17 protein-coding genes are annotated in these 25,206 nt (G+C 47.3%); 6 read left to right on the forward strand and 11 right to left on the reverse strand.

Annotation, left to right across the window (positions count from 1 at the left end):
• Positions 1-55 precede the first annotated feature (55 nt).
• Both PPO43_RS10000 and PPO43_RS10005 read right to left on the reverse strand, forming a co-directional pair.
• Positions 56-592, reverse strand: coding sequence for a hypothetical protein (locus PPO43_RS10000; RefSeq protein WP_272617383.1), 537 nt, complete (start codon positions 590-592; stop codon positions 56-58).
• 5 nt (positions 593-597) lie between these two features.
• The gene (locus PPO43_RS10005; protein ID WP_272617385.1) at positions 598-2,511 is read right to left on the reverse strand and encodes a CBS domain-containing protein; all 1,914 of its coding nucleotides are present in this window, start codon (positions 2,509-2,511) and stop codon (positions 598-600) included.
• 312 nt (positions 2,512-2,823) lie between these two features.
• On the opposite strand from PPO43_RS10005, the gene PPO43_RS10010 reads away from it, so the two are divergent.
• The gene (locus PPO43_RS10010) at positions 2,824-3,309 is read left to right on the forward strand and encodes a hypothetical protein (RefSeq protein WP_272617386.1); all 486 of its coding nucleotides are present in this window, start codon (positions 2,824-2,826) and stop codon (positions 3,307-3,309) included.
• Here PPO43_RS10010 and aroQ read toward each other — a convergent pair.
• The 5 genes from aroQ to PPO43_RS10035 form a co-directional block, all read right to left on the reverse strand.
• On the reverse strand, positions 3,280-3,729 hold the full coding sequence (gene aroQ, locus PPO43_RS10015; protein ID WP_272617387.1) for a type II 3-dehydroquinate dehydratase: 450 nt from the start codon (positions 3,727-3,729) through the stop codon (positions 3,280-3,282). The genes PPO43_RS10010 and aroQ overlap by 30 nt on opposite strands.
• 118 nt (positions 3,730-3,847) lie before the next feature.
• Positions 3,848-4,465 (reverse strand): hypothetical protein, encoded by a 618-nt coding sequence (locus PPO43_RS10020; RefSeq protein ID WP_272617388.1) that lies wholly within the window; start codon positions 4,463-4,465, stop codon positions 3,848-3,850.
• A gap of 362 nt (positions 4,466-4,827) precedes the next feature.
• Positions 4,828-6,489 (reverse strand): PhoX family protein, encoded by a 1,662-nt coding sequence (locus PPO43_RS10025; protein WP_272617389.1) that lies wholly within the window; start codon positions 6,487-6,489, stop codon positions 4,828-4,830.
• 312 nt (positions 6,490-6,801) lie between these two features.
• Positions 6,802-8,463 carry a vWA domain-containing protein gene (locus tag PPO43_RS10030; protein WP_272617390.1) on the reverse strand — a complete coding sequence of 554 codons (1,662 nt, stop codon included), beginning with the start codon at positions 8,461-8,463 and terminating at the stop codon, positions 6,802-6,804.
• A 460-nt stretch (positions 8,464-8,923) separates the two neighbouring features.
• Positions 8,924-13,900 (reverse strand): gliding motility-associated C-terminal domain-containing protein, encoded by a 4,977-nt coding sequence (locus tag PPO43_RS10035; RefSeq protein WP_272617391.1) that lies wholly within the window; start codon positions 13,898-13,900, stop codon positions 8,924-8,926.
• A gap of 438 nt (positions 13,901-14,338) precedes the next feature.
• Here PPO43_RS10035 and PPO43_RS10040 point away from each other — a divergent pair, with 438 nt between their 5' ends.
• The 3 genes from PPO43_RS10040 to PPO43_RS10050 are packed head-to-tail and all read left to right on the forward strand — an operon-like array spanning position 14,339 to position 16,061.
• Entirely contained in the window at positions 14,339-14,908 is a 570-nt protein-coding gene (locus PPO43_RS10040; RefSeq protein ID WP_272617393.1) for an NUDIX hydrolase, read from the forward strand.
• Positions 14,909-15,397, forward strand: a complete 489-nt coding sequence (gene folK, locus PPO43_RS10045) for a 2-amino-4-hydroxy-6-hydroxymethyldihydropteridine diphosphokinase (protein ID WP_272617395.1) — start codon at positions 14,909-14,911, stop codon at positions 15,395-15,397.
• A 4-nt stretch (positions 15,398-15,401) separates the two neighbouring features.
• Positions 15,402-16,061, forward strand: a complete 660-nt coding sequence (locus PPO43_RS10050) for a deoxynucleoside kinase (protein WP_272617397.1) — start codon at positions 15,402-15,404, stop codon at positions 16,059-16,061.
• On the opposite strand, the gene PPO43_RS10055 is transcribed toward PPO43_RS10050, so the two are convergent.
• From PPO43_RS10055 to PPO43_RS10070, 4 genes are all read right to left on the reverse strand, one after another.
• The gene (locus PPO43_RS10055) at positions 16,058-16,330 is read right to left on the reverse strand and encodes a hypothetical protein (RefSeq protein WP_272617399.1); all 273 of its coding nucleotides are present in this window, start codon (positions 16,328-16,330) and stop codon (positions 16,058-16,060) included. The genes PPO43_RS10050 and PPO43_RS10055 overlap by 4 nt on opposite strands.
• A 193-nt stretch (positions 16,331-16,523) precedes the next feature.
• A complete protein-coding gene (locus tag PPO43_RS10060; protein WP_272617401.1) occupies positions 16,524-17,093 on the reverse strand; it encodes a hypothetical protein in 570 nt (189 codons plus the stop codon).
• A gap of 964 nt (positions 17,094-18,057) precedes the next feature.
• Positions 18,058-21,735, reverse strand: coding sequence for a methionine synthase (metH, locus tag PPO43_RS10065; protein ID WP_442985453.1), 3,678 nt, complete (start codon positions 21,733-21,735; stop codon positions 18,058-18,060).
• A gap of 400 nt (positions 21,736-22,135) precedes the next feature.
• Positions 22,136-23,551, reverse strand: coding sequence for an aldehyde dehydrogenase (locus PPO43_RS10070; RefSeq protein WP_272617403.1), 1,416 nt, complete (start codon positions 23,549-23,551; stop codon positions 22,136-22,138).
• A gap of 431 nt (positions 23,552-23,982) precedes the next feature.
• Between PPO43_RS10070 and efp the strand changes: the two genes are divergently transcribed.
• Both efp and accB read left to right on the forward strand, forming a co-directional pair.
• Positions 23,983-24,549, forward strand: coding sequence for an elongation factor P (efp, locus tag PPO43_RS10075; protein WP_272617405.1), 567 nt, complete (start codon positions 23,983-23,985; stop codon positions 24,547-24,549).
• A gap of 128 nt (positions 24,550-24,677) precedes the next feature.
• Positions 24,678-25,193, forward strand: a complete 516-nt coding sequence (gene accB, locus PPO43_RS10080) for an acetyl-CoA carboxylase biotin carboxyl carrier protein (RefSeq protein WP_272617407.1) — start codon at positions 24,678-24,680, stop codon at positions 25,191-25,193.
• Positions 25,194-25,206 lie beyond the last annotated feature (13 nt).

Raw genomic sequence — 25,206 nt, forward strand, 5'->3', positions numbered from 1 at the left:
GAAAAAGGGCGCTGACCAGCTGGTCGGCGCCCTTTTTTTTGGCATTTAGTTACGCTTAAATTGCGATAATTTCGAAGCCATTAGAGGTTGGTCGAAGGATAAACATTGCCATATCTGAAGCGGAGAAGAGTTCTTGCTTTTTGGGGAGTAGGTTGGCTCCATTGAAAAAGATATCGCCGGCTTGGAGATTATACATCTGTTGGCGTTGAGGATATTTGGAGGCAAATTCTTCTTTGTCCATTACCTCGGCTTTGTAGCTATCCAAATACATTTGGTAATTGACTTGGATATCGTTGCGGATAGGGTTTTCCTTACAAAAGTCTGTTCTTAACTGAGGACTAATACTAAATTGCTGTCCAGACTCCATGGCAATGACTTGAGCAGCTAGACTATTAGCTACAATTTGGCAATTGCCATCAAAATAAGCCTTGATAAGATCTTGCCCAAAAGCGAGTGCTTTTGCTTTTTCTTTAGTGATAGGAGCAGAGATAGTACTGCTGTTAATTGTGCTGGCCTTTTTTTGGGCGAAAAGATTCGGGCCCGCCAAAAGGAAGCAGGCCGTAAAGAAAAGACTGAATACTGTTTTCATCATAATTTTTATTCTTTTGAAAGACGATCAATCAATCGTCGCGACATATCTACAAAGTTTTCTTCAGAGATTAGGCCAATTAGTTCTTTATTCTTTAGAACGGGTAAAATTTTTACTCCCTCTTTTCGCATCATTTTCATGACTTCTGTAATGGTATTTTGCGGGGCTACCGTTTTGGGATTGCGGCGCATGATATCGCCCACCGTTTTATTCTTATCTTTATTCGGGTTCGATAAGTAACGCATAATCGATTTTGCGGTGACTACGCCCTGTAAGTGCCCCTCTTCATCTTCTACGGGCAGGTAGTTGAGGTCGTTCCAGTCCATAAGGCTGTAGGCATACTCCACAATATCATCCTGATGAACGGTAACCAAATCGGTGCTCATAAACTCTTCTACTAGTAGTTTAGAGGGATCGTATTGGTGAAATTGTCCTAGCTCTGGAATTTCCCATTCATGCACGGGCCGACTCTGTGTTTGATGCTCATAAATGGCTGCTGTAATAGTGGTCAAGCTTTCATCTACGCTAGTTTCTTTCTTAAATTTAGAGAAGGTGCGCAGAATCCAACGGGCGCCATTACTATGTCGACGCACTCGTTCTTCCATGATGCCCAAATAGCGATCAATATGCAGCGGATGAATGTTGCGATGCTCTAAACCCGCTCTGGCCATAGGCAAAAGCTCTTCTAAAACCAAGGTACGAGCATTGACCTTTTTGTCGCCCGTCCAAGTAAATTCAGAATCAATTCCCATCTTAGCCGCCTTGATAAAGTTGTCTCGAGCATCATCAAAACTCATGAGTTTGGTGATGTCATCATGCGCCAAAGCCATGCCTTCCATCAAGCCCAACCAAAAGGCCGAGTTGGCCATTTCGTCAATTACTGTGGGGCCTGCACCGAAGACGCGGTTCTCTATCCGAAGGTGCGGTTTGCCATTGCCCGAAATACCATAACAAGGGCGATTCCAACGATAAACTGTACCATTGTGCACTTGCAAGGCCTTTAGCTTAGGCGCTACTTTTTCAGCCAAGCGTTCTAGAGAATCTTCCTCAATATCGGTTCCCAAAATGATGCGGAAACGGGTAATGTCTTCTTTGTAAATCTCTAGGGCCGACTTATGTAACCAATCATGTCCAAAGGTTACCCGTGGACTCTGATCGCGCAGGTGATCTCGGCTCTTTCTATTATCAATAGATTGCTGAAAAAGCGCAATTCTAGACTCATGCCAGAGCCGTTTGCCAAAGAGCAGGGGCGAGTTGGCGGCCATTGCCAAGACTGGCCCCGTGATCGCCTGAGCAATGTTATACATTTTGACAAAATCCTGCGGACGAACCTGTAAATGTACCTGAAAACTAGTATTACTAGCCTCTAACAAGGGCGAATCATGCCGCACAATCAATTCATCAATTCCTACAATATGCAATTCATAATCACTGCCCCGCATTTTGCGCAAAGCATGCATCAAGGCCGCATAACGCTCTTTGGGCGTAAGCTTGCTCATGTGCAAATCAAATTTGCGTAAAGAGGGCAAAATGCCCGTGAGCAACAAACGACTGTCGTGCCGAGCAGCCACCTTGGCCAACTCGCCCAATCGCTGACGCAACTCGGTTTCCATATTAAATAGGGCCTCGCCCTCAAAACGCTGAGGAGAAAGATTGATCTCTAAATTGAATTGCGCCAGCTCGGTGGTCAACCAATCTGGATGAAACTCTTCCAAAATTTGCATAGCAGTACAAGCTGGCTTATAATGCTTATCAATTAAACACATTTCTTGCTCGGCCCCAATGCGCATCACATCATCCTCAAACCAATCGCCCCCTAGCATCGTTTCAAATGCTTGAACGTCTTGTAGTAACTGCCGCACAAAATGCTGCATATCGCTCTTACTACTGGAGCTAGCTAATCGTACACGTTCTTCTCCCATATCGTCTCGTAATTAAATAAAATGTTAAGAACCGTACGAACATAAAAAGAACTCTACTAAAAAAGGGACTTTTACCCAATTTTATTGAGCTAACTTTCTTTAAATGCAAAATTTAATAGAAGATTTTTTTGTTTTGGGGCTGCCCCGCCCTGCGGGCGGGTCGGGCTGTTTCGCAGCTCGCTATTCGCTCGGCCCTGCGGCGCAAAAGCGCCTTGGTCTGCTGCCTGCGGCAGCCCTGCTGTCCATCCCTCAGCCAGCGGCGGCTGACTTTCATTTAAAGGAATATCGCCCTTCACTCTAAATTTTAATCTTATGCGTTTTCTCTTTGCTTTTTTCCTCCTCAGCACAAGTCTTTTGCTATCCTGCGATAAAAATGGCGACCGTCTCGAATTGCCTTTTACGACTTGGGTAGAAGTTCCTGCCGGACTCAATGGGGTACTGACCTATCACTTCCCCGCCGATATCTATACTAATGGAACCGTGCCCGAAAACCTCAAACAGGCACAACCCGCTCGAATCCGCCTTTATCTGGAAGATGGAGAGGCCTCTTTTGATTTTGCCCGTCGTGTTTATCTTGATGCTGTGACCGATAGTAGCCGCAATGAATTGGGCTACCGCTTAGATGTTCCACTAGACAATTCGGCTAGCTTAGATTTATTCCCCTCTATTGTTGATCTTAAAGATCAACTGGCTCAAGAACAGTTTCGCATAGAGGTGAAAATTGATTTGCGCTCAACGACTACCGCCACTAGCCGCATGAGAATTGAGTTAGACTTCTTGGCCGAATTGCTCGATTAAATAACGTAGGCCCAAGGCATACCCCCGCCAACCTAAACCCGAAATGACACCTACGGCCGCCTCTGCCATATAGGAATGTCGCCTGTAAGCTTCCCGCTGATGAACATTGGAAATATGTACCTCTACTACGGGCCGACTAATGCCCCGAACGGCATCCGCTAAGGCGATGGAGGTATGGGCATAGGCCCCGGGATTAAAAACAATCCCCAAATAGTCAAAACCAACGGCATGTAGTTGGTCCAATAAGGCTCCTTCATGATTCGATTGGAAATAATGTAGCCGATAGGGGAGCAATAGCTCGCCCATATCGGCTTTTATTTGGTCCAAGATCTCCTCAAAGTTAGCAGAACCATATACTTCAGGCTCCCGCTTCCCCAATAAATTGAGGTTTGGCCCATTCATTATCAATAGATCTTTCATTGCTGCGGTTAAAATGGTATTCGTCGCTGCGCTCCTCATGCGCAATATGTCCCCGCCCACCCACCCCTCTACGGGATTCCTTAAGGAATCCCTCGGGGCGGCTGGGCCAAAAACAAAACTAAGAGATTCTATACCAAAGGCCCAAAACAAAAAGCAAGAAAAATCCCGCTATTCCCATATAGGCTAAATGGGGCTCTTCCTTTTCGGGCATCTTGCAACGGATGGTCTTTTGCTGCTGGAGCAACTCTATGGCGCCTTGCCCCTCTTGTGGCTGGGGCTGGGCTTTGGGCGAGTCCGTTTTTTTGGGGGGAACAGGACAGCGGTCTATCGGCTTTTGTATTTCCTCTAAACCTGGACGATGCGGCTCTGCAGGGGGGGGACTTATTGTAGGCAGACTATCTTTTTCAAAACCAATAAACTCTACATACTTAGGGTATCGCTTGCGTAGCTCTTCCATCGAAAGCTTTTGTCGATGAATATATAAGTGGTTTTTTACGGTATCTGTCTTAAGTGACTGGTCCCAATCTCTGATGGTCTCTACCACCATAGAATCATTTAGCTTTTCTAGCCGAATCATCATGGGGGGAGGCAAACCAAAGTCATCCTCAGGCAGTTCGTCGGGATTAAAAAAGGGGAGTTCGCCCGCAAAACTTTTATAGGCAATCGCCTTGGTTTGGCCCCAAATGGGCGTTTGCCAAACAGCTAAGGCTAAAAGGCAGAAAATCAGTTGTTTCATTGCAGTATATTTTTGTAAAACAGCCGCAAACTACTCGCCAAAAGTTGAAGGTTCAGCTGGGTAAGGGCTAAGGGAAAAGAAAATCCCCTCGAAGGAGGGGATGACAGATTCTATAACCTAGGGTACAATCAGTGAGGGGGACAACCCACAGTTATGGCCGAAGGCCAAATGGCCTAGCGATGTGCAGCAGTGGCCCACAGGGCCGAGCGACCCGACCAACGGGAGCCGACGCAGCGAAGCAAGTAACAGCGAGCTGCGACAACCAGCCTCAAAGAGGCGCCAGTTCGACGAAGTAAACGACAACAAGGCCTTCAGGCCGCAGTTCGACGACTTAAAGGAGTAACGCCCCAAAAAACGATCATCTAGTTATTATAGCCCATCAACTTATCGAGGGCGGGGCCGCTAATGACCACCACGGCAGAGCGGGGAGTACTATCGCCGCCTTCTGGCCAATGGCTCGTGAGTTCCTCTAGGCTGGGACTGGTTTCTCCAGGATGTTGTACACTCAGGAAGAGGTGGCGACCATCAGGGGTAAAGTAAGGGCCTGTGAGCTCGGCATCTTTGGGGGCAGAGGCCACCCGAATCACCTTGTCCTCGGCCTGATGATAGACAAATAAACTATTGTTTCCATAGGGCGTATAGGGTGCTTTGCCGATCTTGCTGCCCGAAATATCAGAGGTGAACCAAAGGTTGCCTCTGGGGTCAAAGGCCATATTATCGGGGCAGGCAAAACCGAAGTCCGCCCCACCGGTCAAAAAGGCTTCGGCCTTAAATTTAAGGCCTGTTTTATCTTCTGATTTCTCTTCAATCTTGAGAATTTGGCCCATATAATCTCCCTTGGGAATATTATTGGTGAGCGTGATGAGCACATGGCCAGTTTGGGGGTCAAACTCAATATCTTCGGGGCGATTGAGTGGGGTCGCACCTAAGAGCTTGGCTGCCTCTCGCATACGGATAAGGACCTCCGTTTGATTCTTAAAATGCTTTTGCAGAATGGGTTGTTCCTCATAATTGAGGGATAGCCATTCGCCTTTTTCGGTATTGGCAACATAAAGGGTGCCTTCGGTCAGGCTGCCGGGTTGGCTACTGACAAACTTATAGATATGTTCATCATTTTTGTCATCGCCGGTATAAACCACTAGTCGGCCATCGGGAGCTTCATAGACTTGGGCGCACTCATGGGCGCAGCGGCCAAGGGCCACCAACTTTCGGGCTTTACCCGTTTTAATATTTACTTCGACCACCCAGCCATAGTGTTCGGGCAGATTATCGGGATACTTATGCTCCCAGCCATATTCAGAGGGGATGCGTTTGGGTTGCTCGGCATTTTGGCTATAATCGCTTTCGCCATAATAAAACTGGTAGTTTTCCTCACAGGTCAGAATGCTACCCCAGGGGGTTACGCCTCCTGCACAATTCCCGAAGGTGCCCATAGCGACCTTTTTGCCGGCCACGGCTTCGGGCCAATCAAAAGGGATTTCGGTAAAGCCATTTAGGCGGCGGTTATACTCGCTATCCTGCTTAATTTCCCAGGGGCCATCGGCTGTTTTTTGGATATGCAAAATAGATCCGCCCACCTCATAAAGCTCTTGGTCAATAGCTTCCTTTGTCTTTGTTTTCGGGTCGGCTTTGCGGGCAAAACCGTGTACAAAAAGGGGATCGAGATATTCGTGATTGACCCAAAGTAGGCCTTCTTGTAGTTCTGGCCCTTGTTGAATTGGGATATAGGCGGTATAATCGTTATTAAAGCCAAATTTATCTTTAGTTGAAATCTCATCCTGCCATTTGGCTAAAATTTGATATTCCAGTCCTTCATCTAGAATGAGTTGGTCTTCAGTTTTGGCGGCTAGGCCTTTAAAAGGGAATTCAACTTGGGGTTCTACCTTCTCGCCTGTTTCCGTATAGCCTTTATTATGTTGGGGTTCGCCACAAGATTCTAGGCTAGTTAGTAGGCTTGCGCCAGAAACAGCTAGGCCGGTACGGCCCAAAAACTGTAGAAAAGATCGTCTATTTTGCTCTTTCATGATATGGTAGTTTATTTAGCACTGTTGTTTTATTTGGGGCCCGCGGCCGGCTAGCCTTTGGCTAGGTCGGCCGCCGCTATGCTGCGCGGCTCGCAGGTCTGCTCGGCCCTGCAGCCGCCTTTGGCGGCTTGGGTCTGGCCTTGCGGCCACCGCTGCGCAGCGCTGGGCCAAAAGTGGTCGATTAGCTTGTTAAAGTTAAAAAGCATCGCTTGCTTTCAGAAGTATTAGATTAAAATTTAAGGAGAATTAAACTGGGCCAAAAAAAAGCTGGCTCTATGAATAGAACCAGCTCTTTAAGGCTAAAGAATATTGTTAATCGTTTTTGGCGGAAGCTTGACTTTTAAGTTGTGCGCCTAGTTGGACCAGTTCCACAAACTCTGCACGGTCGCCATTGGGGTCTTGGCCTTTGGCCGAAAGGGCCCAATTTTTCACTTTATCAAAATTGGCGGTTCCCTTAAACTCAGAATCGCGCAGCAGCATACCAAAGGCTGCCACAGCGGCAGAAAAACGGAAATTATCTGAGGTTTGTGCTACAGCAGCGTCCTTGTTAAGATTAAACTCTAGGAGTTTGCTCTTGTCGCTATCCAAAGGTTTGTAGCGTAATTTGAGCGTCATCAGGTCGCTGCTATTATTTTTGATGCTGGGGGCATCTTGGTACTTCAAGGCCGGTTGTTTACTTACGTTTTGGGTAGAGGCCGAGCCTTGGGGAATAATTTCATAAATGGCCGTAACGGTATGTCCAGCGCCCAATTCGCCTGCATCTTTGGTATCATCATCAAAGTCTTCGGCTCTGAGTAGGCGGTTTTCATAGCCGACTAGGCGGTAGGCCTTCACCCATTGGGGGTTAAACTCAATTTGGATCTTCACATCTTTGGCGATGCTAAACATATTGGCGCGCATTTCTCGCACAAAGACCTTTTTGGCTTCCTTTTCATTATCGATATAGAAATAGTTGCCATTACCAGCATTCGAGATTTGTTCCATGCGGTCATCTTTATAGTTGCCCATACCAAAGCCGCAGATTGTGAGATAGATATCCAGTTTGCGTTTTTCAGTAATGAGGTCCACCAAATCAGAGCTACTAGAAGGACCCACATTAAAATCGCCATCGGTGGCGAGAATCACGCGGTTATTTCCGCCTTCAATTAGGGCTTCTTGGGCTGTTTTATAGGCCAGCTCAATACCTTGTCCACCAGCGGTAGAACCGCCAGCTTCTAGGTGGTCGAGGGCCGAGAGAATTTTATTGGATTCGCTAGCTGGGGTAGAGGGCAGGACCAAACCTGCGGCACCTGCATAAGCGACAATGGCTACTTTGTCCTTATCATCGAGCTGAGAGAGCAACATTTTGAGCCCTTTTTTAAGTAGGGGGAGCTTATTGTCGCTAGACATAGAGCCAGAGCAATCGATTAAAAAAACCAGATTAGAGGGTTTGAGTTCATCGTAATTGAGGTCTTTCCCTTGGAGGCCAATATGCAAGAGTTGATGTTCTTGGGCCCAGGGGGCTTGGCTCAGCTCCATATTTACGGAGAAGGGATGTTCTCCAGTGGGTTGGGGATAATCATAATCAAAATAATTCACCATTTCCTCTAGGCGAACGGCTCCGTTGGGGGGCAGTTGCTTCCATTCTTTGAGATAGCGGCGCACATTACTATAGGCCGCATTATCTACATCAATCGAAAAGGTAGAGAGGGGGTTATCTGTGGCGCCTAAAAATGGATTTTCGATGATTTTGCCATACTCTTCGGTATTATGATCTTGGATATTGACCGTAGTGCTATCCATAAGAGCGGCCTCTGGATCGACGACTTCACCAATGGCTTCTTCGGTGGCTAGCTCCATTTCTTCTTGAGGAGCGGCTCTAGATTGATGCTCTATAAGGTATTCTTCTTTGGCTCCAGAGGGCATAGATTGATTACAGCTTTGGCCCAAAAACAAAAAGCTGATGAGGGCCAGGGGCAGAAAGTAGGATTTCATAGTGGTTGATTTAAGTGAAGGAGTAGATTTACTCTTGGGGAAAATTTTTCGATTCAGCCAATTAGATGATGTTTGCTTGGCTTCTGGTGTTTTAAGATAAGCTTTTTATCTGGTTTGAAAGGATTGTTTTTTGGGGCTGTTCCTTCGGTAGGTTAAAACCCACCGCAAGAGTGGTATCGCTTTGTGAAGATAGTTGAGCAGGGGTAAACTCCATATAAATTTAGGGGCCGAAGAGGGATACCAAAAGAGAAGACAAAAGATGAGCGGCCCAGCGCTGCGGAGGGGTGGCCGCAGGCCAGACCGAGCTTTTTGAGCGAAGCGAAAAAAGCGAAGGGCCGAGCAGACCTGCGAGCCCCGCAGCATAGCGGCGGCCAGCAAAGCTGGCCGCGGGCCCCAAAAAAGGAAGAGCCAACTCACCTTATAGGCAAGTTGGCTCTTCAGCATCAGGTGGAAGTTCGGCTTATCGGAGAAGCGTCACTTGGCCACGAACAGTTTGTACATCTTGACCAGGGTATTGGTAAGAGAATACATAGATATATACATCGCGGGCTTGCAATTCGCCATTGAGGGTACCATCCCAACCCTCGCGAGGATCGTTATTGTCTCCATCAAAAACGATTTGTCCCCAACGGTTGTAGATTTTGAACTCGATTACTTCTACATTATCGCTCAAGCGGTAAGGTAATGGGCGGAAGCTGTCATTTTCTCCATCATTGTTAGGCGTAAAGGCGTTAGCAAAGCCAGAGAATTGAACAGGTAGAAGGTTCAAGTAAAGTGTATCAGTAGACTGGCAAGATCCGTTGTCGGCCACGATAACGAAGGCCAAAGGATTTTGCGTGGTATCTAGGGTAGTTACTGTTGTTTGGTAAGCATTGGCATCGGCTACATCTGCAGCGGGAGACCAAGCATAGCTTACGCCAGTTTCGGCGCCAGCAGTACCAGCAGCGATATCAATAGTGCTACCAATGGGTAGGCTTGTATCCTGAACGCTAGGACTTACAATATAAGGAGCGATAACAGGGTAGCGAACTTCGGCAGTAGCGGTAGCAGAGCAACCATTAACATCTGTAGCCGTGAGGGTATAAGTACCTTCAGCTACACCGTTAATGTTGGCAACAGTGTCGCCAGTACTCCATAGGTAGGTATAAGTAAATGTACCTGTGCTGTCGGGCCATCCACCTTGAACGTTAGCGGCTAGGTCTTCACAGTTAGTTACATCAATAGCTACTTCAGGATCATCTTCGAGAACGACTAGGCCATCTAGGCTAGTTTCGCAAACGCCAGCATCCAAAGTAACAGTAACAGAGTAAGTACCAGCAGAGAGGTTGCTCACGTCTTGAGTAGTTTCTCCATTCGACCAAAGGTAAGTAATCTGGTTAGTTCCAGAGCTAGTAGAGTTTACTTCGATATCGTAGAAACCGTTACTAGCGCCTACACAGATTTGCTCTTCGCGAGCGACTACGCGGGCTTCGATAGCTCCTCCTACTAGGTTGAAGGTTGCGCTATCTTGGCATCCTCCTGCACCCGTAACTGTAACCGTGTAAGTACCGATAGATAGGTCAGAGAGGTCTTCAGTGCTTGCGCCATTAGACCAAAGGAAGGTATAGCTATTATCACCAGATACAGTCAAATCAATATTACCGTTGTCTAGACCACAAACTGGGCTATTAACGTCGGCATTATCAATATTTACGGTAGAGCCAGCTACAGTATAGCTATCGGTGAACGTACAGCCATTTTGGTCGGTAATGGTTACGCTATAAGTACCGGGTTCTAGGCCTGTGAGTGTATTAGCTGCGCTAACACCATTGCTCCATTGGTAATCCAAAGAGTTGGGGTTACCAGGAACGGGATCTCCGGCCATAGATTGAACAGCAGTAATTTCGATAGATCCGTTTGCGGGACAAGCAGTAGCATCTGTAATAGTTGTAGTTACAGTGGGGGCTTGAGCAAAGGGACCAAATATATTGATGTTATTCACAACAGACTGACAGCCGTTGGCATCAGTAGCGGTTACGGTATAGGCGCCTGCAGGCAGGTTAATCGCAATAGTTGTAGATTGACCATTGGCATTGGCATCCCACTGGAAGCTATAAGGAGTTGTTCCTCCAACAGCGCTTACTTGAGCAGCGCCATCAGTGGTATTCCAACAAGAAGTACCAATGAGTGTATCAAGGCTAGCAACAAACTCAGCAGGCTCAGCAATAGTAATGGTATCAGAGTAAGCTACACAACCGAAAGAGTCGTAAGCAACTGCATAGTAATCGCCAGGCATTAGGCTAGAGAAGCTAGCTGTATCTGGAGTATTAACGAAAGCAATTTGGCTATCGGCAGCATTGAAAAGTGTGAAATCGTAGTTGGGGCCTAAATCACCTTGAGTACCCAATAACTGAATCGTACCATCATTGGCTTGGTAACAGCTAATATCCATGCTAGCTACTGTAGTCACCTGTGTGGGGTTCACACATGGAGTTGTACAGCAGGTAAATAGTGTAGCAGCATTGTCAGGGCAAAGTCCAACACCACCTAGGGCACGAACTTGAATTTGGAAACATTCTCCATCGCGGAAGCCAGTTACCAATACGCTATCTTGAGCCAAAGGAACTGCAACCCAAGTAGCCCCTGAATCAAGGCTATATTCCCAGCCAGTAGCACCAGCAGATCCGCTCCATTCGAAGAGGATTTCACTTGTGTAGTTATCGGGAGTACCACAGCTCACTACAGGAGCGGGGATTGTAGTATTGATAACAATTTCTGTAGAGTCAACCATAGGACAGCCCTGTTCGATAACAGTACCATAGTAGGTAGTCGTACCTGCAGGGAATACAGAAGGCGTTTCTGTAGAATCGTTGATTAGAGCAACATTAGGTGACCAATCATAGATTAGAAGTGGTCGTAGTGCACAGTTGCTAAACGTAATTACAGGACGATTAGATGTTGTCGTGGGAGTAGACAAAGAACCAGGAAGACAGCCAGAAACGCCATCTGTGTAATCTCCAATCCCAGAAAGGTAAGAAGTCGTAACTGCAGCAACATCGTCATCAGAAGTCCAGCTACCATTATCAAAACAAAACTCTATCAGTAGGCTAGATGTACCGTCCCACTCATAAGGCATATTGAATGGAATTAGGTTAGGACCTAAAGTAGTCGTGTAATTACCACTATATACCTGAGTGGCATTAGGGGTGGCTAAGAAACCTGTAGTACCTGCAGGAATAGCAGTAAGAGTAGTACAAGATAGAGAAACAGAGAAGTTACTAAATGGCTGTGAACTTCCTTTTGTCACAACATCTAGTGTCATGTCATTAAGTAGTCCAGGTTGTATACCCGCAGCTAATAATTCACTAGCAGGAATAAGTGTTTGGAAACGGCTGTCTTCCCAGAATCCACGGAAAGGTTGGTCAGAAGTAGTTGTTGCTGTACCAACAGTGATTGGTTGAGGCGTTCCTGAACAAGGTCCAGCATTAGGTCCACAACCTCCAGAACTCATTCCTCCAGAACCAACACCATAATTCATGGTCAATACTACTGTATCACCGGGGCAAATTGTGTCAATAGCTGGAGTAATATCAGGAATACCTGGACGGAACTTCAAGCCAATAGTGTCATGACCAATACAGGCACCATAAGCATACTCTACATAGTAGGTAAGCGTATCGGCAGGCGCACCGCTAATATTAGCCGTTGGGCTGGCTACGTTAGTGGCACTAAGGTCATTTACACGAGCTGCAGGAGCTGAAGTCCATGTCCAAACACCATTAACCAAGTCAATACCAGGTCCTGTAGCATTAGTTGTAAAAGTTAATGCATTAGGTAAACCATTCTGACAAAGTGAAGTGTCAGAAGGTAAGCTAACTACATCAAGAGGAAGATCTACTAATGAGATACTTACAGTGTCAGTAGTAACACAGCTCGCTCCAGTAATAGGATCTGGAGTAGTGATAAATTGCACTTCGTAAGTAACTACATCACCAGCTACTGTAGAAGCAGGTACACTAGCAATAGGGTTACGGATAGTGTCATCGCTAAGAGGAGCTGTAGGTCCAGCAATTTGTACCCAGTTAAAACTACCTGCTACCGAACCACCTGGGCCGAGAGAGAAAGTCTGAGCACCAAGCTGAATATCCTGAGCTACACCTGCACAAATAGAAGTATCACTAGCTGTTACATTCACACCAGGAATTACCAGGCTAAAGCCAAGATAAGCTGGGAGCGGAATGGGACAAGCGTTGTCCGTTACCGCAATTGTAAAGTTGTTTACCCCAATCTGAGCATTACAAGTACGAATTTGTACATAAAGCTCTAGAGAGTCTGGGCGGTTAGGATCTGGGTTAAATTGGAAAATGCTAAAGTTAGCAGGTCCAAACACCGTCCCAATATTAGAGTTGTTAGGATCCAATGAAAGCGTGTCTCCATCAGGATCCACTGCTGTAATTTGGAATTCTAAGGTATCACACTGACAAGTAACAAAAGTACGGTTGGTAGTATCATAAGTACCTCCACCAGATACAATAGGTTCTGTATTGGTTACCCCTGTATTCGTACAGTTGTTCAATACAACCACCTGCATATCACGCATGATGGTACTAATCGTGTCCCCATTACGCACCTCATACACTCTTACTGCTGCAACAGATGTTTGTGCAATGCTAGGCGTAAAAGTCATCTGTCCCGTGTTGGTGTTGAAAACCATACCATTGGCAGGAGTCGTAAAGAAGGGCTGAGTGGCGGTTGCTCCCCCCTGAAAAATATAAGGGTCAGCAGATCCAGTCTGATAAGGAGTAATCATCTCATAAATCAATGAATCTCCATCTACATCAATGGCTCCATGGTTAAACGTAAAGGGCTGACCAGCACAGATATAAGGCGTGGGAAGCGAAGTGAAACGAGGAGAGTTGTTGCAAAGTCCCCCAACATTGTTAATGCTGGTCTCAAGCGCCATAGACTGACTCCCCGCATTATCTCCATTGGTAATGTTACTGTTTCGACAACAGGTGTTCCAGTTAAGCACCCAAGAATCACACTCTGAAGGAAGGGTGACGACTGCAGTGTACTCGTAAACTTGAGTTCCCTGAATGGTCCCCGAACTACTAGAACAAGTCGTATTAGCTAGCTCATCAGGACAAACTGGGGTGATCTCATTACCAAAATTAGCCCCCGCATTAAAGGTGACGTTTGGCTGGGCCAAACCACAGTTTGGCGCTGTTAAACTAACCGAAAGCGTTGTGGGCATAGAAATACCGTCACAATCTCGGTATAGCTGAAATGTAACCTGATACTGGTTGTTGCCCAGACAGGTATAGTAGACGTCTCCACCTACAATGTGGCTCGCTTGTACATCCCCCGCCGAAAAAAGCAGGAAAAACAAGGGTAGGAATAGCCCTAAGGCCCACCTACTCATAGACGTAATACTCCAATGTAAACTTTTGTATTCCAAGGCTATATTACATTTGAAGGGTTAAATAAAAAATGGTTTCAAATCCACTAATAAAGGGCTGAAATGCACTTGCATAGGCCCCCTAAAAGTTATTAACAAAGTTAGCATTTTAATAATAAAAATTTAAAATCAAGGACCAATTCTGCAAATTTTAATCATATCTACGGGCTTTAATATTAAGGTCTCACCCAATAAAAAAATAAAGCCCTAACTATTAGAACTATTAATTTTGCTTTTATGCTGCCTTTTATAAAACATTTGTTGGCCCCAAATAAAGCGCAAAACAAATTCCCTAAACTTTAATATAAGAGCAACTAAAAGAAGAATAAACCCAATTTATCAAAAGTTAAGTCTTTGAGGATCGCTAAGCTCCTAGCAGCCCAAAAGTCGAAACAAAAAGTTATCTTCGCAGCATTTCAAAAAAGCCGAATTTTGACTATGTACACGATCTTTAACGGAGCCCACCAAATCCAACTACTAGAAGGACCTCAAATCTGGAAAGCCGAGCAAATTAAAGCCCTACTCCTTAGCTTTAAAGCCGATACTCCCCCTCAAAAACGAATTATCCCCGCCAAAGGATTAGAAGACCTCTGGAAAAATATTCTTACCCAATTTCACTACCTCGAAGCCGCAGGAGGCCTAGTCTATTACCAAGACGATATTCTAGCCATCTACCGCTTCGACCGCTGGGACCTCCCAAAAGGTAAAATCGAAAAAGGAGAATCCCCCGAACAAGCCGCCCTCCGAGAAGTGGAGGAGGAAACTGGCCTAGCCGCTCTCGAACTCGGCCCAAAATTACCCTCAACTTATCATATCTACTGGAACCCCTATAAATCTCTCTGGTCCCTCAAAAAAACACATTGGTTCCAAATGAAGGCCCTAACCAACGGCCCCCTAATCCCCCAAACCGAAGAAGGTATCGAAGAATTAGCCTGGCGCCCCCTCCAAGCCATGAAAACCGAAGCGAATACTTACGCTAGTATCGCCCAACTGCTTAAATCCTGCTAAATGGCTCTCGCTCTACTCGCTCTGGGCTCCAATATGGGCATAGCCAGAAATTACCTGCAGTTCGCCCTCGACGAACTCGCCAAAATTGGCCAAATTACTAGCCAATCCGATGTCTACCTAACCGCCGCCTGGGGCCTAGAAGATCAAGCCGATTTCGAAAATATGGCCCTAGCCCTACAGTGCGAACTCTCCCCCGAAGAACTCCTAAAGGCGTGCCTAAGCATAGAAGCCAAGGCCGGCCGCATCCGCAAACAAAAATGGGGACCCCGCTGCCTAGATATCGATATTATTTTCTACAATCAAGAACAAATCAATCTGCCCCAACTCCAAATTCCACACCCCCAACTCCATAAACGCCGCTTTGTTCTCGCCCCCCTCGCCCAAATCGCCCCCCAATTTATCCACCCTAGCCTCAACCAATCAATCCAAGACCTATTAGATCACTGTCAAGATCCGCTTCCTGTTCAAAAAATAGCCTCCCAAAACTAACATCATGCAAATCGCTAACGGTAATTATATTGTTATTGAAGGAAATATCGGTACCGGCAAAACCTCTTTCTCCGAGCTGCTCGCCAAAGACCTTAATGCCCGCCTGATCCTCGAAGAGTTTTCCGATAATCCCTTCCTCCCCCTCTTCTACAAAAATCCCGAACGCTACGCCTTTCCCGTAGAACTCTTCTTCATGACCGAAAGACACAAACAACTCCAAGAGGTCCTGATGAATCCCGACCTCTTCCAACAATACACCATAGCCGATTATGTTTTCTCTAAAACCCTGCTCTTCGCCGGACAAAACCTCCGCGGAGAAGAACTCCGCCTCTTCCAACGCCTGTTTACTACCCTCAATTCTATCTTCCCCCAACCCGACCTCCTGGTCTATCTCCACCGATCGGTCCCCGAACTAATCCGACAAATTAAGAAGCGCAACCGCAGCTACGAACAAGATATCGCCCCCGATTATCTCAAGAAAATCCAACAGGCCTATTTCAATTTCTTCCGCCTCCAAAAAGACCAAATTCCCATCCTGGTCCTCGATGTAGAAGGAATGGACTTTGTCCACAATCCCGAGGATTACCAACTTTTACTGGACCTGATCGCCCAACCCTACGAAAAAGGCCTGCATTTCTGGAAAGGTAGAACAGAAGGATTCTAATCCTTTTTTGGGGCTGCCCCGCCTTTCAGGCGGGTCGGGCTGTTTCGCAGCTCGCTGTTCGCTCGGCCCTTCGCAGGCTTTGCCTGCTCGGTCTGGCCTGACGGCCACTGCTGCACATCGCTAGGCCGCTCATCTAATTTTTTTCTTTTAGCTTTTTTCTTCGGCAGTTTTGCTGTTGTTTTTTGAAGCTGTGGGTTAAAACCCACAGCAAAAAGGGAGGCCATTCTACATCCAAAAAAATGAGCCGATGGTTTTAACCATCGGCTCATAAAAAATATTGATTGTAGCTGAGGATTTTAATCCTCGGCTACTTTTTTTGTGCTGTTTTATGCTAGTTGCTGTAGGTTTCAACCTACAGTCATGGCCGAAGGCCAAACGGCCACAACAAGCCCTTAAGGGCGTCTTCGACGACCAACGGGAGTAACCGCCCGCCTTCGGCGGGCGGCCCCCCTTAAAAACCAACTACCAATCTGGCTGGCTGTATAATTTACCAACATCTAGTTTGTAGTATACCGAGTTTACCTCTTCAGCAGAGCTTGAATCAGGGTAGTAGTCAGGTCTTGATGAAGAATAAGTTGTTGCTTTATATACCACTATTCTATCCTCAAATATTTTTGCCCATTGTATGATATAATATCCACAATACGCGTAGTCATAAGTTTTGATAATTAGCTCCCCATCCTTGATTAAATAATAACCAGTATAGCCATTAACTATATTATTGGCCACCTCATTATTTAGACTGTCTAGTCCTGTGCTACTATACAGCTTACCGTCTGCAAAAAAACGCTTAAAAAAATACATTGGTCCAAAATTAGTATCTGGGTAGTATAGATAATAGATCGCAGTTGTATCTATCAAGTCTTTAGGGTAAAGGTCCTCTGCTTTAGTTACATACCAATCTTTAAACTTTTTAGGAATGACATTTCCTCTAGCTGTTCTCGTATCAGTACAAATAGCGCAAGAATATTGCAGCAAAAGCAAAAAGCCAACTAGGGCAAGTTGATATGAGCGGTAGTTCTTCTTTTTCATAAAAAGCATCTATTTTATATCTCAAGATGCTCATTTATTTGGTTTCCCCTATTGCGTTTGCTCTAGTGTAGCCAATGGGGCGTAATAGAAAGCAAAGAAGGGCTTTAGTCCGCTCTTTGCTCAGTCTACAAGCAAGGAAGAGGAGTACTGAACCCCCTCAGTAGGCTTTAGTGAGCTCCTCCCTTGGGTTTGTATAGCTCCTCAAGAGGACTTGGGCAAGTCCTCGCTTGGGGCAGGGGAGGTCCTTGAGAGGGGCTCTGTACATCCTATTTTGGACTTACTTAAGTCCTCTATACTATAGGCCTAGTTACTCTGCAGGACCTCTATAGGTCCTCCTTTGGAGCAGTTCAAGTCCTGCCGATGACTAGCTCAAGTCCTCCTCTTTAGGTAGAAGAATGGTTCTGATGACTAGGAGGGCTGCTCTGGAGGATTAGCGCTAGCCCTCAAGATAATGTACAGCAGCCCTATAGAGGACTAGGAGAGGCCCTCGCTCGGAGGTCTGGAAATGCTCCTGATGATTAGGACTAGCCTTCTGGAGGGCTAAGCCTAGGCCTAGAGAGGGCTATTGTACCCCTTCGGATGGCTAGAGTACCCCGTTCTGATGGGTGTGGGAAATCCTCCAGAGGGGTAAGTGTACCCCTCCCGATGGGTATAGGAACCCCTCCTGATAGCTAGCGGCCCCCCTTCCGATGGCTAAGTGAAATCCTCCAGAGGGGTAGGTAAACCCCTCTTGATGGGTATGGGAACCCCTCCCGATGGCTAAAAGTAGCCCTCCAGAACAGAAAAAGGCCCAAAACCTAAGTTTTGGACCTTTCCTTTATTGGGGTCCTACAGGCGGCGAAGCCGCCGCAGGCCTAGCGATGTGTAGCAGTGGCCGTCAGGCCAGACCGAGCAGGCAAAGCCTGCGAAGGGCCGAGCGAACAGCGAGCTGCGAAACGTAGCGCCTGCCGTAGGCAGGAGGCCCCTAAATATCATAATTCAAGACTGGCATCAACCAGCGTTCGGCCTCTTCGACCGTTATACCCTTGCGGGCCGCATAGCTTTCTACCTGATCCTTTTCGATATTGCCCAAGCCAAAATAGCGGGCCTCTTCTTGTCCAAAATACCAACCACTAACGGCAGCAGCGGGAAACATGGCACAGCTTTCTGTCAGGCGAATGCCAATGCGCTCCTCTACCTCTAGCAGGGCGAACAAACTGCGCTTTTCGGTATGTTCTGGGCAGGCGGGATAGCCTGGTGCTGGACGAATGCCCTGGTAGTTTTCGGCAATTAAGGCCTGATTATCTAAAGCCTCATCTGCTGCATAGCCCCAATAGTTGCGGCGGACCTCAGCATGAAGATATTCTGCAGCAGCCTCGGCCAAACGATCGGCCAAAGCCTTGAGCAAGATGGCATTGTAGTCATCATGGGCAGCCTCAAAGCGGGCCACATGCTCCTCGATGCCAATACCTGCGGTAACGGCAAAAGCTCCCATGTAATCGGTCTTTCCGCTAGCTTTAGGGGCTAAGAAATCGCTGAGACAATAGTTGGGTTTATTGGCGGCTTTCTGCCGTTGTTGGCGCAGATGATGCAAGCGCATCGGCTCTGCTTCTGGCCCATTGGGATAGACCAAAATGTCATCATCATCTATGGAGTTAGCGGCAAAAAGACCACAAACGGCCTTGGCCTGCAACCAGTTTTCGGCAATGATTTGGTCCAGCATCTTTTGCGCATCAGCATAGAGGGATTTAGCCTCTTGGCCCACTACTTCATCCTCTAAAATAGTGGGGAACTTACCGGCCAGTTGCCAACTGCTAAAGAAGGGTGTCCAGTCGATATAGTCTCGGAGAACGGCCAAATCTAGTTGGTCAAGGACCGTAATGCCCATTTTGTTGGGGATCACCGGCTCTATTTTGGACCAATCCAAAGCGAGTTTATTCTCTCTGGCCTTCTTCAGACTCAAGTAGCGCTTGGCGGAAGTCCGTTTGGCACGCTGCACACGGATTCGTTCTTGTTCGGCCAAGACCTGCTCCATATAAGCCGCTCGATTTTCTTCTTTTTCGGCTAGGAGCGAAGCCGCTACCGTAACCGCTCTGGAGGCATCCAAAACATGCACGGCAGGCCCGCTATATTGTGGGGCAATCTTTACGGCCGTATGAGTTTTAGAGGTGGTTGCGCCACCAATGAGCAAGGGCATCTGCATGCCTAAGCGTTGCATCTCTTTGGCCACATAGACCATTTCATCGAGAGAGGGGGTAATGAGTCCACTAAGGCCCACAATATCCACCTGTTCATCTTGGGCCTTTTTAAGAATTTCATTGGCGGGAACCATCACGCCCATATCAATAATCTCAAAGTTGTTGCAGGCCAAGACCACTCCCACAATATTTTTCCCAATATCGTGCACATCACCTTTGACCGTAGCCAAAAGGATTTTCCCCTTAGCAGATTGGCCAGCAGATTTCTCGGCTTCAATAAAGGGCGTAAGATGGGCTACGGCCTGTTTCATCACTCGGGCGGATTTAACCACCTGAGGAAGGAACATTTTTCCTGCGCCAAAGAGGTCGCCCACAATATTCATCCCTGACATTAGTGGTCCTTCAATGACTTCTAGGGGGCTACTATATTGTTGTCGGGCTTCTTCGGTATCTTCTACCACAAACTTGGTAATTCCCTTGACCAAGGCATGAGCAAGGCGATCTTCCACGGGAGCTTCTCTCCAGCCGAGGTCTTCTTTACGTTTCTTACCATCCAAGCCCTTGAGCTGTTCGGCATAATCGGTTAGGCGTTCGGTTGCATCGGGTCGGCGGTTAAAGAGCAGGTCTTCCACTAGGGCCAAGAGTTCTTTGGGAATATCCTCATAGACCTCAATCATACCGGCATTGACAATGCCCATATCCATTCCTGCTTGGACTGCATGGTACAAAAAGGCGGAATGGATCGCTTCTCGAACGATATTATTTCCACGGAAAGAGAAAGAGAGGTTACTCACGCCACCACTAATTTTGACCAAAGGCATGCGGCGTTTAATTTCTCTAGTGGCTTCAATAAAGTCTACCCCATAATTATTATGTTCTTCGATACCTGTTCCAATAGCGAAAATATTGGGGTCAAAGATGATATCTTGGGGGGGGAAGCCCACCTCTTCCGTCAAGATTTTATAGGCGCGGCTACAAATCTCTACTTTGCGTTCCATGGTATCGGCTTGGCCTACTTCATCAAAGGCCATGACTATGGCGGCGGCGCCATATCTGCGGACCAATTTGGCTTGATGGACAAAAGCCGCTTTCCCTTCTTTTAGCGAGATAGAATTGACAATAGCCTTGCCTTGTACGCAGCGGAGGCCAGCTTCAATCACTTCCCATTTAGAAGAGTCGATCATAATGGGCAGGCGGGCGATATCGGGTTCGGAGGCGATGAGGTTGAGGAAATAGCTCATGGCTTCGACGGAGTCGAGCATTCCTTCATCCATATTCACATCAATAATTTGGGCGCCTCCTTCTACCTGTTGTTGGGCCACAGAGAGGGCCTCTTCATAGTTGCCATTTTTGATTAGGCGGGCAAACTTGCGGGAGCCCGTCACATTGGTCCGTTCTCCTACATTGATAAAGTTAAAGCCGGGGCGGACAATCAGTGGTTCTAGGCCAGAATAGGCCGAGTATTGCATAGGCGCGGGCTTTTTGCGTACGGGTAGTTCGGCCACCACTTCTGCCATTCGGCGGATATGTGCTGGAGAAGTACCGCAGCAGCCTCCTACGATATTGATAAAGCCACTTTTGGCAAAATCTTCAATGAGTAGGCCCATTTCTTGGGCCGTTTGGTCATATTCTCCCATTTCGTTGGGCAGTCCCGCATTGGGGTAAGCACTAATATAGCAATGGGCAATATTAGATAGTGCTTCGATATGGGGGCGCATTTCGGCTGCGCCTAGGGCGCAGTTGAGGCCAACGGAAAACAAGTTGGCGTGGCTGACCGAGAGCCAGAAGGCTTCTACCGTTTGGCCCGAAAGGGTACGGCCAGAAGCATCGGTAATGGTTCCAGATACCATAACGGGATAGGCAATGCCTACTTCCTCGCAATACTGATCGATGGCAAAAAGGGCCGCCTTACAGTTGAGGGTATCAAAAACAGTTTCGACCAGAAAGAGGTCGGCTCCACCTTCGGCTAGGGCTTTGGCTTGCTCATAATAGGCGGCCCGTAGTTGCTCGAAGTTAATGGCGCGATAGCCGGGGTTATTCACATCTGGCGAGAGGGAAGCCGTGCGGTTGGTAGGCCCCATAGCGCCGGCCACAAAGCGAAACTTCTCTGGGTTTTCGGCATTAAAGGCATCTACAGCGGCGCGGGCGCATTGGGCCGAGGCATAATTGAGTTCATATACCAGCTCCTGCATATCGTAATCTTCCTGAGAGATAGCGGTAGCATTAAAGGTATTGGTCTCAATAATGTCGGCTCCTGCCTCTAGGTAGGCTTTATGGACCTCTGTGACCAGATGAGGTTGAGTAATAGAGAGCAAATCGTTATTGCCCTTCAAATCGCGATGGAAGTCGGCAAAGCGTTCTCCGCGGTAGTCGGCTTCTTGCAATTTGTACTGTTGTAACATGGTCCCCATAGCTCCATCAATGACCAAAATCTGCTGTTCGATCCGTTCGTGCAGGCGTTGCATTGCCATTTGTTGATGCGTAGGACGAAGTGTTAGACTCATGTGCGTACGTTAATCTTGTGAAATAAAGGCCTCCTGCTATTCAGGGGGCTTGGATTGGCCACAAAGATAGTGGCCCAAGCTTAAAAAAAGGCGAATAGAGTTTGTTCTTATGTTAAGGAGTTTCATGTTTTTTGGATCTGGTGCTGGCCAGCTAGATTCAGAAGGCCCAGCGCTGCGCAGCGGTGGCCGCAGGCCAGACCCAGCGGGCAAAGCCCGCGCAGGGCCGAGCGACCTGCGAGCCGCGCAGCATAGCGGCGGCCGACCTAGCCAAAGGCTAGCCGGCCGCGGGCCCCAAATCCTTAATATATAGACCTTGTTAAGGAGCAAAAAAAAAGCTCCCTCAACAGAGGAAGCTTGCTTGTTATAAGGTCCAGTCCATGAGCTTTTTGAGCCATTTGATGCCTAGCTTGTAGGGGGCATATCGGACGGGGTCATCGATGAGAAAGCTGCGTTTGAGTACTGATTTCTGGTGAGAAAAGAGTTGGAAAGAGCTTTCGCCATGATAGGCGCCGATGCCGCTTTCGCCCACTCCGCCAAAGGGAAGATTGGGATTGACAATATGCAGTAAGGTATCATTTACGCAGGCGCCGCCGGCAGAGGTTTCGGCCAAAACGCGTTCTACATTCTTATCATTTTTGCTAAAGATGTAGAGGGCTAGGGGTTTGGGCCGTTGGTTGATAAACTCGATGGCTGAGGGCAGGCTATCGTAGCTAATGATGGGGAGAATGGGGCCAAAAATCTCTTCCTGCATGAGGGGGCTGTCTAGATTAACCTCCGTCATCAGGGTCGGGGAGAGGTAGCGTTCGCTTTCCTCATAATTGCCACCAGCGGCAATTTCGCCATCTTTGAGGTAGGCGATCAGGCGGTTAAAATGGGCGGCATTGATAATGCGGGCCAGGCTATCGGATTGTTGGGGATTATCGCCATAAGCCTTTTGGATTTGGCGTTTCATTTCGGCAATCAGTGGTTCTTTCACGGCCTTATCCACCAATACATAATCGGGAGCGATACAAGTTTGGCCAGCATTGGTGAACTTCCCCCAGATAATCCGTTTGGCGGTTGCTTTGAGGTCCGTATCGCGATCGACCAAGCAGGGACTTTTCCCGCCCAGCTCCAAGGTGATGGGCGTAAGATGTTGGGCAGCCGCTTGGTAAATAATTTTGCCCACTTTGGTTCCACCGGTAAAGAAAATATAGTCGAAACGCTCTTTGAGTAGGGCTTGAGAAGCGGGAACGCCACCTTCTACCACAGCCACATAATGTGGAGGAAAAGCTTCTCGGATAATCTCTGCGGAGATGGCTGAAGTAGCGGGAGCCAGCTCTGAAGGCTTGAGAATAGCGGTGTTTCCAGCAGCCAAAGCGCCAATAAGAGGGGCAAAAAGCAGCTGAAAAGGGTAGTTCCAAGGGCCAATAATCAGGCTCAGGCCATAGGGCTCAGAGCGGATTTCGCTGCCTGCATTAAAGAGAAAGAGGGGCGTGCCCACCTTTTGGGCCTTCATCCATTTGGGCAGTTGTTGGATGGCCTTTTTGAGCTCGACCAAAACAAAGCCCAGTTCGGTCGAATAGGCTTCAAATTCATGCTTGCGCAAATCGCTATGCAAGGCCGCTAAAATCTCGCTTTCTCGCTCCACAATCTTTTGGTGTAGGCGTTCGAGTTGGGCCTTTCTAAACTGTAGCGATTTGGTTTGTTGGCTCGCAAAAAAGCTGCGTTGTTGGGCCACTAGCGCTGGAATTTGGTCCAAGTTTGGGTCTTCTAATAAATGGCTAGAAGAGATCATATAGATTGATTTTGGTGATGACAAAAGATAAGCAAAAAAATAAAAATGAATGCTTGTTGCCTCATTTTAAGGAGTTTTTGGGGCTGCCCCTCGCTTTGCTCGGGTCGGGCTGTGTCAGGGCTCGCTATTCGCTCGGCCCTACGCAAAATTTCGCTTTGCTCATTTTGCTCGGTCTGGCGCTTTGCGCCACCCCCTAGCATCCCTCAGCCTGCGGGCCTTCGGCCCTGTAGAACGCAATAAATTTTGGCGCCAGCCAAAATCTAGGCCGCTTGAATACTTATTTCTTCCTATCTTAGCGCCTGAAATTCCACCCCAGCAGACAAAATTTAGCTATATTCTTTGGCCATTGGGGCAAAAAGATTTTTCTTTGATCTCCCAAAGCTACCCAAAGAAGTAGAACAACTTCATTGTAATTGTAAATTATTCCTAAAATGGCAACGACTTCAGACATTCGTAAAGGGATGTGCCTAGAGCACAACCACGATACCTATATCATTGTTGAATTTCAGCATGTAAAGCCCGGAAAAGGAAACGCCTTTGTTCGGACCAAAATTAAGAGCTTGACTACAGGTAAGGTGCTCGATCACACTTTTCCTGCGGGCCACAAAGTAGAAGATGTACGCGTAGAGCGTCGTCAGTACCAGTTCCTTTATGAGGCAGAGAATCGCCTCAACTTTATGAACCAAGAGACCTATGAGCAAATCGACATTGAGCGCGAAATGCTAGACGGTGTACAGTTCCTCAAAGAAGGAGAGGTTTGCGAGGTGCTTTTCCATGCCGAAAAAGAAATTCCTTTGGCGGTGATGATGCCTCAGTACGTATTCTTGCAAATTACTTATGTAGAGCCTGGCGTTAAGGGCGATACAGCAACCAATACTCTTACTCCTGCCGAAGTAGAAACAGGCGCAGAAGTACGTGTACCTCTATTCATCAAGAATGGAGACCTCATTAAGATTAACACCGAAACAGGTGAATATATGGAGCGTGTCAAAAACTAGGCGCTAGCTCCGGCTCAAAGCGCAATGCCGATTTCTTTAGCATTGCGCTTTTTTGTTTATACAAATACCTTTTATCTAGCCTAAGAAACCTCGCCTAGTGGAGAGGCTTCTGCTAAAAACTTATATTTATGGAGTTTGACCAGATTAAAGAGCTGATTAAGTTGCTACAAGGCACTACTGTAGGGGAATTCAAATATGAAACGACAGAAATGAGCCTGTCTATTCGCACTAAGGACTACCAAAAGGTACGTACCGAAGTGGTTTCTCCTGCTCCCATGATGCCTACTATGGGCGCTATGCCTATTGCTGCTCCTGCAGCTCCCGTTGTAGCCCCTCAGCAAGAAGCACCCCAAGCTCAAGAGAAAAGCCAAGATGCAGGCGAATTGAAGGATAATGTGAATTATCTCGAAATTAAGTCGCCTATGGTGGGTACTTTCTACCGCTCTTCATCTCCAGAAAAACCACCTTTTGTTAAGGTAGGAGACGTAATTGGACCAGATGACACGGTTTGCCTCATCGAAGCCATGAAACTCTTTAATGAAGTAAAATCTGAGGTAACTGGCCGCGTAGTGAAGGTTTTGGCCGAAGATGCTAGCCCCGTAGAATACGAGCAGGTGCTTTTCCTTGTAGAGCCCCTCGTCTAAGTCGAGCCGCTAG

This window comes from Saprospira sp. CCB-QB6 (assembly GCF_028464065.1).
GTDB lineage: Bacteria > Bacteroidota > Bacteroidia > Chitinophagales > Saprospiraceae > Saprospira.

Bases quoted from the DNA above. Each gene is read 5' to 3' on its own strand.
- PPO43_RS10020 (WP_272617388.1), bottom strand. From the start codon at position 4,465: ATGAAACAACTGATTTTCTGCCTTTTAGCCTTAGCTGTTTGGCAAACG.
- PPO43_RS10030 (WP_272617390.1), bottom strand. From the start codon at position 8,463: ATGAAATCCTACTTTCTGCCCCTGGCCCTCATCAGCTTTTTGTTTTTG.
- efp (WP_272617405.1), top strand. From the start codon at position 23,983: ATGGCAACGACTTCAGACATTCGTAAAGGGATGTGCCTAGAGCACAAC.
- PPO43_RS10050 (WP_272617397.1), top strand. From the start codon at position 15,402: ATGCAAATCGCTAACGGTAATTATATTGTTATTGAAGGAAATATCGGT.
- PPO43_RS10070 (WP_272617403.1), bottom strand. From the start codon at position 23,551: ATGATCTCTTCTAGCCATTTATTAGAAGACCCAAACTTGGACCAAATT.
- accB (WP_272617407.1), top strand. From the start codon at position 24,678: ATGGAGTTTGACCAGATTAAAGAGCTGATTAAGTTGCTACAAGGCACT.
- PPO43_RS10010 (WP_272617386.1), top strand. From the start codon at position 2,824: ATGCGTTTTCTCTTTGCTTTTTTCCTCCTCAGCACAAGTCTTTTGCTA.
- aroQ (WP_272617387.1), bottom strand. From the start codon at position 3,729: ATGAAAGATCTATTGATAATGAATGGGCCAAACCTCAATTTATTGGGG.
- PPO43_RS10055 (WP_272617399.1), bottom strand. From the start codon at position 16,330: ATGAGCCGATGGTTAAAACCATCGGCTCATTTTTTTGGATGTAGAATG.
- PPO43_RS10025 (WP_272617389.1), bottom strand. From the start codon at position 6,489: ATGAAAGAGCAAAATAGACGATCTTTTCTACAGTTTTTGGGCCGTACC.
- folK (WP_272617395.1), top strand. From the start codon at position 14,909: ATGGCTCTCGCTCTACTCGCTCTGGGCTCCAATATGGGCATAGCCAGA.
- PPO43_RS10005 (WP_272617385.1), bottom strand. From the start codon at position 2,511: ATGGGAGAAGAACGTGTACGATTAGCTAGCTCCAGTAGTAAGAGCGAT.
- PPO43_RS10000 (WP_272617383.1), bottom strand. From the start codon at position 592: ATGATGAAAACAGTATTCAGTCTTTTCTTTACGGCCTGCTTCCTTTTG.
- PPO43_RS10060 (WP_272617401.1), bottom strand. From the start codon at position 17,093: ATGAAAAAGAAGAACTACCGCTCATATCAACTTGCCCTAGTTGGCTTT.
- PPO43_RS10040 (WP_272617393.1), top strand. From the start codon at position 14,339: ATGTACACGATCTTTAACGGAGCCCACCAAATCCAACTACTAGAAGGA.
- metH (WP_442985453.1), bottom strand. From the start codon at position 21,735: ATGCAACGCCTGCACGAACGGATCGAACAGCAGATTTTGGTCATTGAT.